Annotated in this window: 12 protein-coding genes; 2 read left to right on the top strand and 10 right to left on the bottom strand. The window is 40.7% G+C overall.

All coding sequences use genetic code 11. The features are described 5' to 3' along the window. Positions 1–498 precede the first annotated feature (498 nt). Together ACQ96U_RS17260 and fghA are read left to right on the top strand one after the other, a co-directional pair. Positions 499–1,611, top strand: coding sequence for an S-(hydroxymethyl)glutathione dehydrogenase/class III alcohol dehydrogenase (locus ACQ96U_RS17260; RefSeq protein ID WP_431722508.1), 1,113 nt, complete (start codon positions 499–501; stop codon positions 1,609–1,611). A gap of 36 nt (positions 1,612–1,647) precedes the next feature. After that, the gene (gene fghA, locus ACQ96U_RS17255) at positions 1,648–2,490 is read left to right on the top strand and encodes an S-formylglutathione hydrolase (RefSeq protein ID WP_431722507.1); all 843 of its coding nucleotides are present in this window, start codon (positions 1,648–1,650) and stop codon (positions 2,488–2,490) included. Between the two features lie 25 nt (positions 2,491–2,515). On the opposite strand, the gene ACQ96U_RS17250 is transcribed toward fghA, so the two are convergent. The 10 genes from ACQ96U_RS17250 to def all read right to left on the bottom strand — a co-directional run bounded on the left by ACQ96U_RS17250 (position 2,516) and on the right by def (position 14,398). Next, positions 2,516–3,262: a lysophospholipid acyltransferase family protein gene (locus ACQ96U_RS17250; RefSeq protein ID WP_431722506.1), complete on the bottom strand. Its 747-nt coding sequence runs from the start codon at positions 3,260–3,262 to the stop codon at positions 2,516–2,518. Next, positions 3,259–3,807, bottom strand: coding sequence for a D-glycero-beta-D-manno-heptose 1,7-bisphosphate 7-phosphatase (gene gmhB, locus ACQ96U_RS17245; protein ID WP_431722505.1), 549 nt, complete (start codon positions 3,805–3,807; stop codon positions 3,259–3,261). The genes ACQ96U_RS17250 and gmhB overlap by 4 nt, the downstream gene beginning before the upstream one ends. A 49-nt stretch (positions 3,808–3,856) precedes the next feature. Further along, positions 3,857–5,947: a glycine--tRNA ligase subunit beta gene (gene glyS / locus ACQ96U_RS17240; RefSeq protein WP_431722504.1), complete on the bottom strand. Its 2,091-nt coding sequence runs from the start codon at positions 5,945–5,947 to the stop codon at positions 3,857–3,859. Then, the gene (gene glyQ, locus ACQ96U_RS17235; RefSeq protein ID WP_431722503.1) at positions 5,947–6,900 is read right to left on the bottom strand and encodes a glycine--tRNA ligase subunit alpha; all 954 of its coding nucleotides are present in this window, start codon (positions 6,898–6,900) and stop codon (positions 5,947–5,949) included. The genes glyS and glyQ overlap by 1 nt, the downstream gene beginning before the upstream one ends. Positions 6,901–7,168: 268 nt before the next feature. Next, entirely contained in the window at positions 7,169–8,113 is a 945-nt protein-coding gene (locus ACQ96U_RS17230) for a universal stress protein (RefSeq protein WP_431722502.1), read from the bottom strand. A gap of 252 nt (positions 8,114–8,365) precedes the next feature. Further along, on the bottom strand, positions 8,366–9,814 hold the full coding sequence (locus ACQ96U_RS17225) for a TrkH family potassium uptake protein (protein ID WP_431722501.1): 1,449 nt from the start codon (positions 9,812–9,814) through the stop codon (positions 8,366–8,368). Between the two features lie 26 nt (positions 9,815–9,840). After that, a complete protein-coding gene (trkA, locus tag ACQ96U_RS17220; protein ID WP_431722500.1) occupies positions 9,841–11,214 on the bottom strand; it encodes a Trk system potassium transporter TrkA in 1,374 nt (457 codons plus the stop codon). Positions 11,215–11,436: 222 nt separating this feature from the next. After that, positions 11,437–12,804: a 16S rRNA (cytosine(967)-C(5))-methyltransferase RsmB gene (gene rsmB, locus ACQ96U_RS17215; RefSeq protein WP_431722499.1), complete on the bottom strand. Its 1,368-nt coding sequence runs from the start codon at positions 12,802–12,804 to the stop codon at positions 11,437–11,439. Between the two features lie 5 nt (positions 12,805–12,809). Continuing rightward, positions 12,810–13,766, bottom strand: coding sequence for a methionyl-tRNA formyltransferase (gene fmt / locus ACQ96U_RS17210; protein WP_431722498.1), 957 nt, complete (start codon positions 13,764–13,766; stop codon positions 12,810–12,812). Positions 13,767–13,876: 110 nt separating this feature from the next. Beyond that, complete coding sequence (gene def / locus ACQ96U_RS17205) at positions 13,877–14,398, bottom strand: peptide deformylase (protein WP_431722497.1); 522 nt, start codon at positions 14,396–14,398, stop codon at positions 13,877–13,879. Between the last annotated feature and the right edge of the window lie 502 nt (positions 14,399–14,900).

Here is a 14,900-nt window from a genome sequence, read left to right as displayed (position 1 = left end):
TCTTCTATGAATGATACATGTTAAAAAATAAAACTAAGGATTTAGCTATTGCTTATTTAAAAAGCTTATTGAATAGATTAACAAATGTATTTTGATAAGTTTATAATATAAATGGTTCGACTCTGAAACACAGTGAAAACTACCCTATTCTTTGAAGATTACTTCTCGCTATGGTCGATTAATTGTTAGTACCAATACCTTTTAAAATTCTCCTTAAAAATTTATAAAAATAGAAACTGTATTCATTTATAACGAAGTGATGTAATGTCCTTTTTTAACCACTGAATATTGTGAGCTATCTTAGTTGTTATGAAAGTCCATTTTTATAAATAGTAGATAACTTTACTTTATATTAATTAAACAAGTATATACTCAAATGCGAGTTGTATAAGTTTATACTTATGTTTATGTATAATCATTAGTTGTTAATTTATGTTTTCAAAATTTATAATCTAACAAGATACATGTGTGCACTGTATAAATGGAGTGAGTTACAAAATGATTAAAACACGTGCAGCCGTGGCTTGGGAAGCTGGTAAACCTTTGTCCATAGAAACTGTGGATCTTATGCCCCCGAAAGAGGGAGAAGTTTTAGTAAGAATCGTGGCAACTGGAGTTTGTCATACGGATGATTACACATTATCAGGAAAAGACCCTGAAGGTGTTTTTCCTGCTATTTTAGGGCATGAAGGGGCTGGTATTGTAGAACAGGTTGGTTCTGGTGTGACCAGTGTAAAGCCTGGAGATCACGTAATCCCACTTTACACACCAGAGTGTGGAGTTTGTAAATTTTGCAAATCAGGTAAAACAAACCTTTGTCAGGCGATTCGAAGTACGCAGGGACAAGGTTTAATGCCAGATGGAACAACGCGTTTTTACCTAGATGGAAAGCCAATATTTCACTACATGGGGACTTCAACGTTTTCTGAATATACTGTTTTGCCTGAAATTGCACTTGCTAAAATTAGTAAAGAAGCACCCTTAGAAAAAGTATGTTTACTTGGTTGTGGTATCACAACGGGCATGGGGGCTGTGATTAATACAGCAAAAGTTAAGGAGGGAGATACAGTAGCAGTATTTGGATTAGGTGGAGTTGGATTATCTGCCATCATTGGTGCTCGTATGGCTAAAGCAAGTCGTATCATTGCTATAGATATTAATGAAGATAAGTTTTCAATAGCAAGGCAGCTTGGAGCAACAGATGTTGTTAATCCAAAGTCACACGATAAATCTATTCAGGAAGTGATCATTGATATGACTGATGGCGGTGTGGATTTTTCCTTTGAGTGTATTGGTAATGTTGATGTCATGCGCTCAGCATTGGAGTGTTGTCATAAAGGTTGGGGCGAGTCTGTTATTATTGGTGTTGCTGAAGCTGGAGCAGAAATAAGCACAAGGCCTTTTCAATTAGTAACAGGACGAGTGTGGAGAGGTTCTGCATTTGGTGGTGTAAAAGGTAGATCTCAATTACCTGATTATGTAGAAAGGTATTTAAAAGGTGAATTTGAGATAGATACATTTATTACCCATACTTTGCCATTAGAAGAGATAAATACTGCTTTTGATTTAATGCACGAAGGTAAGTCGATACGAACAGTTATCCACTTTTAGTAAGACAGATTAAAACCAGCCATCAGGAGTTTGGCCATGGTACTAGAAAAGCTGGCAGATAATTATTGTTTTAACGGACATCAGCAACGCTATAGTCACCAATCATCCACATTAAACTGTCAGATGACATTTTCTATTTATATGCCTCCTCAGTCATTAATGGGGCAGTCGGTACCTGTTGTATATTGGTTATCAGGATTGACTTGTACTGATGAAAATTTTACACAAAAAGCGGGGGCTCAGCGTATTGCAGCAGAATTAGGTATTGCATTGGTCATGCCTGATACCAGTCCTCGAGGAAATGACATTCCAGATGATCCTGATGGACTCTATGATTTGGGGCTTGGCGCTGGTTTTTATATCAATGCAACACAGTCACCTTGGTCTGAACATTACTTAATGTATGACTATATTGTGAATGAATTGCCCTCATTTGTGATGAAGGAGTTTCCATTAAGTGAGGATTGGAGTATTAGTGGTCACTCTATGGGAGGTCATGGTGCATTGATGATTGCATTAAGAAATCCTGGCAAGTTTAAATCAGTATCTGCATTTGCACCTATTGTTAATCCAACTGATTCTCTTTGGGGTAAAAAAGCATTTCGAAATTATCTTGGAGAAAATATTTCAGCGTGGGATGAATACGATACATGTTGTATTCTAAAAAAGGAGAATATCAGTCATTTACCAATGCTGGTGGATCAAGGTAGTGAAGATGAATTTTTAGTGAATCAACTCAAAACAGATCAACTAAAAAATATTTGTGATGCTATCGACTACCCTTTGGAATATAGGCTGCACCCAGGATATGACCACAGCTATTACTTTATAGCATCCTTTATCGAAGATCATTTACGTTTTCATAAACGGTTTTTATAAAAGTATAAGAGCTGTAGTGAAGCAGTCAGGCTGCTTCACTTTCATTACGTGTTGAGTCTAATGCTGAAAAAATCCATTGGCGGCATTCATCATTAATGGTTTTATACTCACGACCTGCCGTGGGAATAGGTTTACCTATATGAATAGTAATATGACCAGGGCGTTTTATGAATGATTTTGGTGGCCAACAGTCACCAGCATTATGTGCGATAGGTAGAATTTTTTTACCAGAATTCACTGCTAAGACTGCACCACCCGTTGAAAATTTACCTAAGTGGCCTGATGGTTTGCGTGTGCCTTCAGGAAAAATTAAAACACAATAGCCTTTTTTAAGTAAGCTAGATCCTTTTTTCAAAATTTGTTTCATCGATTGACGTCTATTACTACGGTCTATAGCAATTGGTTGCACTAGACAGAAAGCCCAGCCAAAAAAAGGAATGAAAAGAAGTTCTCGTTTTATTACCTGACTTTGTGGACTAATTAGTGTTTGAAGGAAAAAAGTTTCCCAGGCGCTTTGGTGGTTACTAATAATAACACAGCTATCTTTAGGTATATTTTCTTTACCTTTTATTTCAAAGGTTATACCACAAATAATTTTACATATAAAAACAGCCACTTTAGCCCAAGGACTGACAATAATGGCATGACGTTTTTGTGGAGGGATAGCAAGCCCTACTAAAATAAAAAAGCTTGTCCACAAACATGTCCATATTGATAGTACTAAATAAAATAAAATGGTTCTGGAAAATAATATAATAGTGTTATCCTTCATGCTATGTGGTCCTGGGATAAAAGAGCTTTGGCAAAGTCTGCCAAATCATCATATATTTCTGCCTTTATTGCTGGTGTTGCTTTTAATGTGCGCAGACCTTTACCTGACTTAACCAATATAGGTTTACAACCGGCTTTTTGAGCGGCTTCGATGTCACGTAAGGAATCACCCACTAACCAGGCATTGATGGCTGATGTTTTTAAAGTTGACTCAATTTTTTTTATTAAGCCAATTTGTGGCTTCCGGCAGTCGCATGCGTCATTGGGTCCATGAGGGCAATAAACAATACACTCTATTTTGCCTTTCGCATCATTAACCATTGATAAGAGTTTGTCATGCATGGCCAGTAATGTTTTTTCTGAGAACAGTCCACGAGCAATGCCAGATTGGTTAGTGGCAACTGCAATCGTATAACCTGCTTGAGAAAGTTTTGCAATAGCTTCAATACTGCCTGGTATCGGCTGCCATTCTTCGACAGTCTTAATGTAACTGTCTGAATCTTGGTTTATGACACCATCTCTATCGAGAATGATTAGCTTGCTCATAACTGCTCTGGTGTGAAAAAAGCAGCTGCAAAACAGCTGCTTTATTTTTTTACTTAGTGGTTAATAGAGAAATATCCGCTACGCCTAAAAATAAGGTGCGTAATTCTCTAAGTAATGCATAACGATTTTGACGTAATGCAGTATCTTCGGCATTTACCAAAACATCATCAAAAAAGTGGTCAATGCTATCTTTAAGTGATGCTAATGATTCTAACGCTGCAGTATAAGAGCGTTGTTGAAAGAGTGGAGCAACTTCTTGGCGTTTGCTATTGAGCGCTTTAGCTAATTGCTGCTCTGCTTTTTCTTGAAGCAGTTTTTTATTAACAGGCTGCTCAGCAAAGGCTTTACCTTGTTTTTCCAAAATATTAGAAACACGCTTATTGGCTTCGGCGAGAGCAGCTGCTTCTGGTAGCTCAGTAAAGCGGGCAACGGCTTTAATACGCTGGTCAAAGTCTAAAGGTTTAGCTGGTTTGAGTGCCTTAACGGCTAAAAACACTTCTGCGGCTATACCTTCATCGTGGTACCACGCTCTAAAACGTTCTAACAGAAATTCAAAGACAAGCTCTTGTAAGTCATCTGTGGTGTTAAGTTTTGAGTTGTTTTCAGTATGAAGTTCGATCGCTTTTTGAATACAGCTTAATAAATCTAAATCAAGCGATTTTTCAATAATGGTACGAAGAATACCCAAAGCTGCACGACGTAAACCAAATGGATCTTTGGTTCCTGTAGGGAGCTGACCAATCGCGAAAATACCTACTAGGGTATCTAACTTATCTGCAATCGCGAGTGCTGCACCTGTCGTAGTGGTGGGTACCTGATCACCAGCAAATCTAGGCATATATTGCTCGCATAGAGCGCTTGCAACTTCAGTATGCTCATTATCATTTTGGGCATAATAGTAGCCCATAGTGCCTTGTAGTTCTGGAAATTCCAGCACCATTTCTGAAGCAAGGTCTGACTTGCATAACTGACCTGCACGTAAAGCCAGTTCTGCATCACCATTTATGATAGTGGCAATGTAACTTGCTAGTTTGGCTACGCGTTCGGTTTTATCAAAAACACTGCCTAGTTTTGCTTGAAATACAATAGGTTTAAGTTTTTCTCTGAAATCAAATAAAGTCTTTTTCTTATCTGTTTCAAAGAAAAACATTGCATCAGCCAGGCGAGGACGTATTACCTTTTCATTACCTGAAATGACCTGGCTGGGGTCTTTACTTTCAATGTTGCTGATAGTGATAAAGTTAGGTAACAACTGTTGGTTTTTATCAACTAAATGAAAATATTTTTGGTGACCTTTCATTGATGAGATGAGCGCTTCAGCGGGTACTGCCAGAAAACGCTCATCAAATGAACCTAACAGCGCAACAGGCCATTCAACCAGAGCGGTTACCTCATCTAATAAGCTTTCATCAATGACAGCATGGCCAGAGATTGTTTTGGCTAAGTCCTCAATTTGTTGATGAATTAGTTTTTTTCGCATAGCAAAGTCGGCTATGACAGAGCCTTGTGCTTTGAGTACTTCAGCATAGTCCTGTGGTGCTTTCAGTTGTAAAGGTTTACCACAGTGGAAACGGTGCCCATAAGTTATGTTGCTAGCGTGTTGACCTAATACTTCACAGTTGATGACATCTTGTCCTAGCATCATGACGAGCCACTGCACAGGTCTGACAAATTCATCGCGCTTTGCCCCCCAACGCATACGCTTGGGTATTGGCAAACTATCAACAGATTTATCCACAATTGATGGTAGTAGGGTCGATGCTTTAGAGCCCTTTTGTACTGTACGATAAACTAACCAGGCATTTTTCCCTTGAGTTAATGTATCCAAGTTATCCACAGTTGTACCGCAGGATCTAGCAAAACCTTCTGCTGCTTTTGTCGGTTTTCCGTCAGCATCGAACGCTGCTGTAAGTGCAGGACCTCTTCGCTCTACTTCCTGATCAGGCTGTTGAACTTCTAGCTGGTTAAGAAGCAGTGCTAATCGGCGTGGAGTCGCAAATACTTGGTGGTTAGCATACTTCAGGTTGGCCGCTTTTAAGCCATCAATAATCCCGTTGGCAAAGGCAATGGAAAGTGACTGTAAAGCCTTAGGTGGCAACTCTTCGGTTCCCAGCTCAACTAAGAAATCTTGCTTTGCCATTACTTTTGTTCCTCGTGAGATTTAGCCAGAACTTCTGCGCGAATAGATGGATCAGCGAGAGGAAAGCCCAATGCTTGACGTGTGTTGAAATAAGCTTGGGCAACAGCTCGAGCCAGTGTACGTACACGCAAAATAAAGCGTTGTCTTTCTGTCACTGAAATGGCGTGCCTGGCATCCAACAGGTTAAATGTGTGAGAAGCCTTCAATACATACTCATAAGCGGGAAGAGGCAAGTTTAAGTCGACGAGGCGCTGACTTTCTCGTTCAAAGAAGTCAAACTGTTTGAATAATTCCTCTGTGTCAGCATGTTCAAAGTTAAACGTCGACATTTCCACTTCATTTTGATGGAAAACATCGCCATAAGTTATTTTACCTAATGGGCCATCAGTCCATACTAGGTCATATACGGTATCCACTTCTTGCAGATACATTGCAATACGCTCTAAACCGTAGGTAATTTCACCTGTTACGGGATAGCACTCTATGCCACCTGCTTGCTGAAAGTAAGTAAACTGAGTGACTTCCATACCATTAAGCCAGACTTCCCAGCCAAGCCCCCAAGCACCTAGAGTGGGGGATTCCCAATTGTCTTCAACAAAGCGAATATCATGAACCAGTGGATCGATTCCCAAGGCTTTCAGCGAGCCGAGATAAAGTTCTTGAATGTTGTCTGGAGAAGGTTTTATGACAACCTGAAATTGATAGTAATGTTGTAATCGGTTTGGGTTTTCACCGTAACGACCATCAGTAGGCCGACGACTGGGTTGCACATAAGCAGAACTCCAGCGCTCAGGACCAATAGCACGTAGGAAGGTGGCTGGGTGAAATGTGCCTGCACCTACTTCCATATCCAATGGTTGCAAAATAACACAGCCCTGGTTTGCCCAGTACTCTTGGAGTGCTAGGATCAATCCCTGAAATGTACTGATGTCTGGTGAATTCTGCTTAGCCACAATACCACCTCGGTAATAGCATTATGCGATGGAAAAATGAGCGGGATTATAGCGTGTTATGAGTATGAAAATATAGAGAAAGCCCCAAATACTTGCATTACATGAAAGTGAAAGTAGCTACTTTCATAAACGTTTCTTGCTTGGAGACTTTTGTGTGATTGGCAATCCATGTACCAAAGTTGGTTGGTATTTCTTCTTACTCATCTATAGAGGGCTGCAAAACCCTCTATAGGATTGAGGTTACTTGATAGTGTTCTCGTTGTATAAGCTATTTTATGGTAGGAGCGGCAAAACCCTCTGGTTTTACCGCTAACACAGAGCAACTTGCTTCATTAAGTACGTTTTCAGCCGTATTACCTATGACGAATCCTGCAAGACCTGTTCGACCCACTGTACCCATCACAATCATATCAACATCTTCTTTTTGAGCGAGGCGTTGTATTTCAACGGAGGCACTCCCTTTGATGAGGTGTGGGATAACACCAGGTTTATCCATTCCTTCTGCACTGATTAAGTTGTTCATTGCTCGTTCATTTTCACTGCGGGTCTTTTCGAGCATTTCATCAATTTCTTCTTCGGGAAGATTAATAAATGGTCCTCTTAATCGCTCTTCACCATATAGGCTCCATACTTGTATGATGTGAAGCTCTTCAGCCTGCTCCATCTTATATAGATAATCAGCATAGTTGAGCAGCCGTTTGTTAAGATTGACTCGCTCATCGTTGTCAAAGTCAGAGTCGATAGCCACTAATATTTTCTTCACATCACCGGTGTGTGTTCCAGTATCGACCAGTAACCAAACAGGAACAGGGCATTTTCGTAATAAGTTAAGGTCATCTCCCGTTAGCTTTTTACGGCTAAAGTTAACAAAAGGGTCAGCTAGCTTGATGACTAAATCGAAACTTTCTTTTTGAACCAGTCGTGTAATTTCGGTATAAGCTTTGCCCCAAAGAATTCGGGTATCAAAGTTACTAATACCCGCTTGAGTTATTTTATTGCGAAACTCATTAACCACTTCATCTAACTGGTGAGTAAATAGTCGTTTTAACTTTGTTTCCATAGCCAGTTCGGCCAGGCGAGAGATCGGTTCATCTATTGCTGCAATAGTGAGTTTTGCATTATTTGCTTTTGCAAGTTTAATGGCCTTGTCGACTTCATCATTGTTGTAATGAGTGTGAGTAATGGCTACCAGAATATTTTTAAACTCATTCATGTCCAGCTCCTGAAGAATTGTTTATTATATTTATCAGCATATTCCCTATAGATTAGACCTCATAGGTCGATAAGCTTAAGGTAAATTAACGATCTAAATCAGTTGTATTACACTATAAGTGAAACAGCCTGTTTCACTTGTTAGATATCATATATTAACTTGTTCAGTATTGACTTAGTCACTTCATATGAATTTAAGGTAAGGGAAACGCTTATCCCTTCATAAAAAATAGCAGGCTGTCCATATAGCTTCTTAACGTCGCCAAAATGATGGAGAAAATAATACAAGTAATGTGAAAATCTCCAAGCGACCTAATAACATTGCTAAACAAAGAATCCATTTTGCTGCATCAGGTAGATCTGCATAATTTGCTGCTGCATCACCAAGAGCAGGCCCTAAGTTATTCATACAGGATGCAACGGTTGAAAAAGATGTGGGTAAATCCAAACCCAGAGCCAGCATTGTCAAGAAAAACGCGATAAAAATAAACACATAAACAGAAAAGTAACCCCAGACGGCTTCAATAACACGTTCAGGCAATGCTTTTTTTCCAAGTTTAATCGGCACAATGGCATTGGGGTGAAGAAGCTTTTGAATTTCTCGTATACCCTGTTTAAAAATCAATAGAACACGAATCACTTTGATACCACCCGCAGTTGATCCCGCACAGCCCCCAACAAAACAAGTCCAAAAGAGTAAGTAAGGTAAAAAGTGTGGCCAAATTGAAAAGTCTGCAGTGCCAAACCCTGTGGTTGTTGCGATGGATACAACTTCAAAAACACCATAACGGATTGATTCTGAAAGGTTGTAGGGAGAATCAAAATATAAAACGATAACGGCGACAAAGCTTATTGAAATAAGTAACCATAGATAGAGCTTGACCTCTGAGTCATTTAGGTAATGTTTTACACTTCTGTGCCTCCAGGCAAAAAAATGGAGCGCAAAATTAATACCTGCCAGGGTCATAAAGATAATACCGATGGCTTCTATAGTACTATTATTGAAGTAGCCTAAACTGGCATCATGTGTAGAAAATCCACCAATTGCGATCGTCGAAAAGCTGTGACAAATGGCGTCAAACAAGCTCATTCCAGCTAACCAGTAAGCAAGGAAACAGACTAGGGTTAAACATAAATAGATATACCACAGCGCCTTAGCTGTTTCTGTAATTCGCGGTGTTAGCTTAGTATCTTTGATTGGGCCGGGTGTTTCTGCCCGATAAAGCTGCATGCCTCCAATACCCAGCATGGGTAAAATTGCCACAGCAAGAACAATTATTCCCATACCGCCAAGCCACTGAAGTTGCTGGCGATAGAATAAAATAGATTTCGGCAGGGTGTCTAAGTTGGTTATAACTGTCGCACCTGTTGTGGTCAGTCCAGACAATGACTCAAAAAGTGTATCAATAAACGACAGTTGAGGGTTGGTCATTAAATATAATGGCAGTGTTCCAAAGGTGGCTAGCACTGTCCAAAATAAAACTGTGACCAAAAATCCATCACGAATTCGTAACTCTTGTTTCACTTTCCAGACTGGAGCCCAGCTTATAAAACCAGTTACTAGTGTGATAAGGAAGGCATACCCAAAAATGGCCACCTCTTGCTCACCATACCATTTAGCCACTATTGCTGGAGGCAATAGTGTAAAGCTAAAAAGCATGAGCAAAATGCCAAGAATTTTAATGATAATAGAAAAGCGCATGCTTGCCTTAAAAGTAGTCCTTTACGCTAGAAGAATGTGAGGCCCACTTGGAATAGACGCTCAACTTCTTTAATACGGCGTTTGTCGGTTACAAATAAAATGACATGATCATCAGATTCAATCTCAATATGATCATGAGCAATTAAGACTTGTTCTTTGCGAACAATAGCACCAATCGATGTGCCTGGAGGTAACTCAATTTCCCCTATGGTGCGACCAACAACCTTTGAGCTTTTGGCATCCCCGTGGGCGATAGCCTCAATGGCTTCTGCCGCGCCTCTTCTTAATGAGTGGACATTAACAACATCACCACGACGCACATGGGTTAATAAGCTGCCAATTGTTGCCATTTGGGGAGAGATGGCAATATCAATTTCTCCACCCTGAACGAGGTCAACATAAGCTGGATTGCTAATTAACGCCATGACTTTCCTTGCGCCTAAACGTTTGGCCAGCATCGCTGACATAATATTGGCTTCATCGTCATTCGTTAAAGCACAAAATATATCTGTCTCTTCAATATTTTCTGCAAGTAATAACTCTCGGTCTGATGCATGACCATGGAAGACAATTGACTTATTGAGTAGTTGAGACAAGAAATGACAGCGAGATAAATCACGCTCTATAATTTTTATGTTATATCGGTTCTCAATAGACTCCGCTAAGCGCTGACCAATATTTCCACCCCCAGCAATAATAATTCGCTTATAGACATTATCCAGTCGTCTTAACTCACTCATAACATCGCGAATGTGTTTTCGTGCAGCAATAAAAAAAACTTCATCATCGGCTTCGATGACTGTTGATCCTTCAGGCATGATGGCTTTGCCTCGACGAAAAATAGCCGCGACACGGGTATCAACGGAAGGCATATGCTCACGAAGGAAGCGTAACTCTTGTTTAACAAGAGGACCGCCGTAATAGGCTTTTACTGCTACCAGCTGTACTTTGCCACCGGCAAAATCAAGTACCTGTAAGGCCCCTGGGTGTTCAATTAAGCGTTGAATATAGTTTGTGACGACTTGTTCTGGGCTAATCAGTACATCGATAGGAATGACATCGTTTTTGAATAGTTCGGACTGATTTAAATAAGACGTTTGACGGATACGAGCAATTTTTGTGGGAGTACGAAATAAGGTATAAGAAATTTGACAGGCTACCATATTCACTTCATCACTGTTAGTGACAGCTACCAGCATATCCGCATCATCTGCACCAGCTTGCCGTAGCACGTTAGGAAAAGAGGCATGGCCTTGAATGGTTCGAATATCTATCCTGTCTTGTAGTTCTCGCAAACGATCACCGTTAGTATCCACGACTGTAATATCGTTTGCTTCATCGGCTAAATTTTCAGCGAGTGTGCCGCCAACTTGACCAGCACCCAATATAATTATTTTCATAGTCGCTCTTTACAGCCTCTGACAAGATGTTCACAACAGGCTGAGTACCCTACGTGATTCATGATTTTTATTTTTCTGGCGTTGCCAGAAAACGGAGGTTGTGTACACAATAGTTATGCATTAATGAATTGGTATAAGTATTTTTACATAAATACCCTTCACAGACCGTATATCCTTAAAGTAGCTTGCTCTACTGGCTATAGGCTGATGATTCTAATGAGGTTATGTATTTTTTTTCTGTAAGAGTGCATAAAAAAAACCATCATGGCTATTGTCAGTCGGAAATAGTTGTCTGCCATAACCTGTGTCAACACCCCAATCTACTTCAAGATTTAGCAATGAAGCGTTACTTGTTTGTTGTAAAAAGTGCGCAATCTGTTGGCTATTTTCTTGTTGCATAACAGAACATGTTGCATAGAGTAACTTGCCTCCAGGTTTTAGCAAAGCCCAAAGTGCCGACAGAATTTGTTGTTGGAGTTTTGCCAGATTTTCTATGTCATTGGCTTGTCTGAGTAATTTGATGTCTGGGTGGCGACGGATAACACCTGTTGCTGAACAAGGGGCATCCAGCAAAATACGATCAAATAACTGACCATTCCACCATTCTTCAGGTTTACTGGCATCACCTGCAATACAGTGCGCACTAAGATTAAGCCGGGTTAAATTCTCACTGATCCGTTGTAAACGCTCACTGTCACAGTCTAGCGCAAGCATGCTGGCCAACTTTGGCTCATGCTCTAACATATGACAGGTTTTGCCTCCTGGGGCGGCACATGCATCTAAGGCATGTTGGCCAGGAGCCAGATCTAATAAGGCTGGCGTTAACTGGGGAGCTTCATCTTGTACACTGACAAAACCTTCAGCAAAGTGAGGTAATAAAGCTACATCAGTAGGTTGATTAAGTTGAATGCCAACAGGTGAGTGAGGGGTTGCAAATGCTTCAATGCCATTGCGTTGCAGTGTTTGTAAGTACTCATCTCGCTGTATGTTGCGTTGGTTTACTCTTAAGGTCATTGGCGGATGTTGATTATTGGCTGCTACAATGGCCTGCCATTGATCAGGGTATTGCATTTTTAACATTGCCAACAGCCATGAAGGGTGATTGAAGACAGCTTCAGTGTTGTTATTTGGCGATGCATCGCTTTGCTGCCGTTGGTAGCTTCTTAAAACGCCATTTATTAATTTATTAGCCCATGGTTTTTTTAATTCTTTGGCTCCAGCCACGGTTGCAGATACAGCAGCATGAGCAGGTGTTCGCATATGAGTTAGTTGTAAAATGCCCAGCATAATAAGCGCCATCATATCTTGATCTTTGGGCTTAAGGGGCTTTTGCAGGTAATGGCGCGCAGTGTAGTGCAACTCATAAAAGTGTCGGCAGCAGCCAAAACATAGCGCTTGAAATAGCCCGCTTTCTGCTTGGGCAACTCGCAAAGAATACCTGGGTAATAAGCTAGCGAGTGATTGCTTATTAACGATAACTTCTTTGATAACCAAGGCTGCAGCAGTGCGGGCACTTAGTTTGCCTCCCTGCTTTTTGTTTGCAAGCTTGTTTGGGTTTAATTTTTTAGCAGGGGGCGTTTGTCCACTCATAACGTCTATACGGATGTGAATTGTTGATTAGTTTTAAATAAGTGGCCACGACTATTAAGGATATCTTGAGCACTCATCGCTTTTGCACCTGCAAGTTGCAGTTTGGTAATACGAATTGCATTGTGTAGGCAGGCAACTGTAATACCTTGTTTGTTAGCCGTTAAAATGGTGCCTGGCTTAGCTTGTTGAGTATTAGCTTCCAGTTCTGCTTCCCAAATTCGAATGGTCTCACCATCCATATAACTGAAAGCAATGGGGCGAGGATTATAACCACGAATTAATCGCTGTATTACCTCTGCGGGTTGCTGCCAATTAATTTCTGCCTCAGCCTTGCTTATTTTTTCAGCATAGGTTGCTTGGTCATGATCTTGTTGCTCAGGAGCTAAATTTCCTTGCGCAAGTGCAGAAAGCGCATCAGGTAGCGTTTGTGCACCAAGTGCGGTGATGCGCTGATAGAGGTCTGCTGTTGTATCTGAATCGAGAATAGGGCATTCAGACTTTACGAGCATATCGCCCGTATCTAGCCCCGCATCCATTTGCATTATGGTGACACCGGTTTTTGGATCTCCAGCCAGCAAGGCTCGCTCGATAGGGGCTGCACCTCGCCATCGTGGGAGTAGTGAAGCATGTACATTGATGCAGCCTAAACGTGGGATGTCCAATACAGCTTGGGGCAGTATTAAGCCATAAGCAACAACGACCAAGACATCAGGCTTTAAGGCGGCTAATTCAGCTTGTGCATCAGGATCACGTAATGTTTTGGGCTGATAAACAGGGATTTGATGTTGTTGAGCCAGTGTTTTTACAGGGCTCATGGTAACTTTTCGGCCACGACCTGCTGGGCGGTCAGGTTGGCTATAAACAGCAATAATCTGATGCTCACTGTTTAATAATGCCGCTAAGTGGGTTGCAGCAAAATCGGGTGTACCTGCAAACACAACGTTAAGTGGTGATTGACTCATGGTTTCTCCTGACAAGGCGATAAGGCTTGCTTTGTTTAAAACAAGCCAGAAGCATACTCTATTGAGGGAGATTAGAACTAGATGAGATATGTTTGAAAGTAGCGTTAGGGCTATGCACTCACAGGGTGTTGTTGTAAGCGGTGTGCTTTCTCAAGTTTCTTCTTGATGCGATTCCGCTTCAGTGGAGATAAATAATCAACAAACAGCTTACCATCCAAATGATCCACTTCGTGCTGGATACACACAGCTTGTAAGTCTTTTAATTCCAGTGTAAAAGATTCACCGTCAACGTTTAGCGCTGTTACTCTGACACGGGTAGGACGAACAACCTCTTCATAAAATCCGGGTACAGACAAACAGCCTTCCTGAAGGTGGCCCTGTTCATCAGTAAGTGGGGTAACTTCGGGGTTGATAAACACTAATGGATCATTCTGCTCTTCTGAAGTATCCATTACCACTACACGCTTATGCTCATTGACTTGAGTAGCTGCAAGGCCGATACCTGGAGCTGCATACATTGTTTCCAGCATATCCTTGGCAAGTTGCTTAATAGCATCATCTACCTTTTCAACTGGTTGTGCCTTGGTTCGTAAACGAGAGTCAGGAAACTCCAGAATGTTTAAGATAGCCATGCTTTCTCTCTACCTCTATTCAACCGCTACCCACTTTAGGAAGCCCATAATAATACAATAGCGCAAAACAAAAAACTGGCTTTAGTTATGGCCTTTGGTCTGCTTCTAGGTGTTCTCTCCTATTTTTAATTACTCAAGAGGCTTTTCTCAACAGAAATAGTGAGTGAGCGTACACTATCATCCACTTCTTAGCCTTTTGCTCTTAACAGTTTGTCTGTTTAATGAAGGTATTAGTTCAACGGCTGGTTTGATATGAGATCAGCATCTATAATTTTTAGCTATCAGTATCTCTTGATTAAATAATGGTTATTCACAAATAAATAGTTATATGTTTCACATTTTTTGTGAAAAAGTAACGGTAATACAGAAAATCCTGCGCTATATTGCGCTTAGAGGCATTGATGATATGAGTGCCCATATGAGTCACGATCACTTTGTATATACAACAGACTGTGTGTATTGATATGTGTAAAGCACAACAAGGAGATCGAATTTGTTTTCG

Source organism: Zooshikella sp. RANM57 (assembly GCF_050749885.1).
Lineage (GTDB): Bacteria > Pseudomonadota > Gammaproteobacteria > Pseudomonadales > Zooshikellaceae > Zooshikella.
The sequence above is the reverse complement of the archived record's forward strand: the minus strand, read 5'-3'. Positions and strand labels throughout refer to the sequence as shown.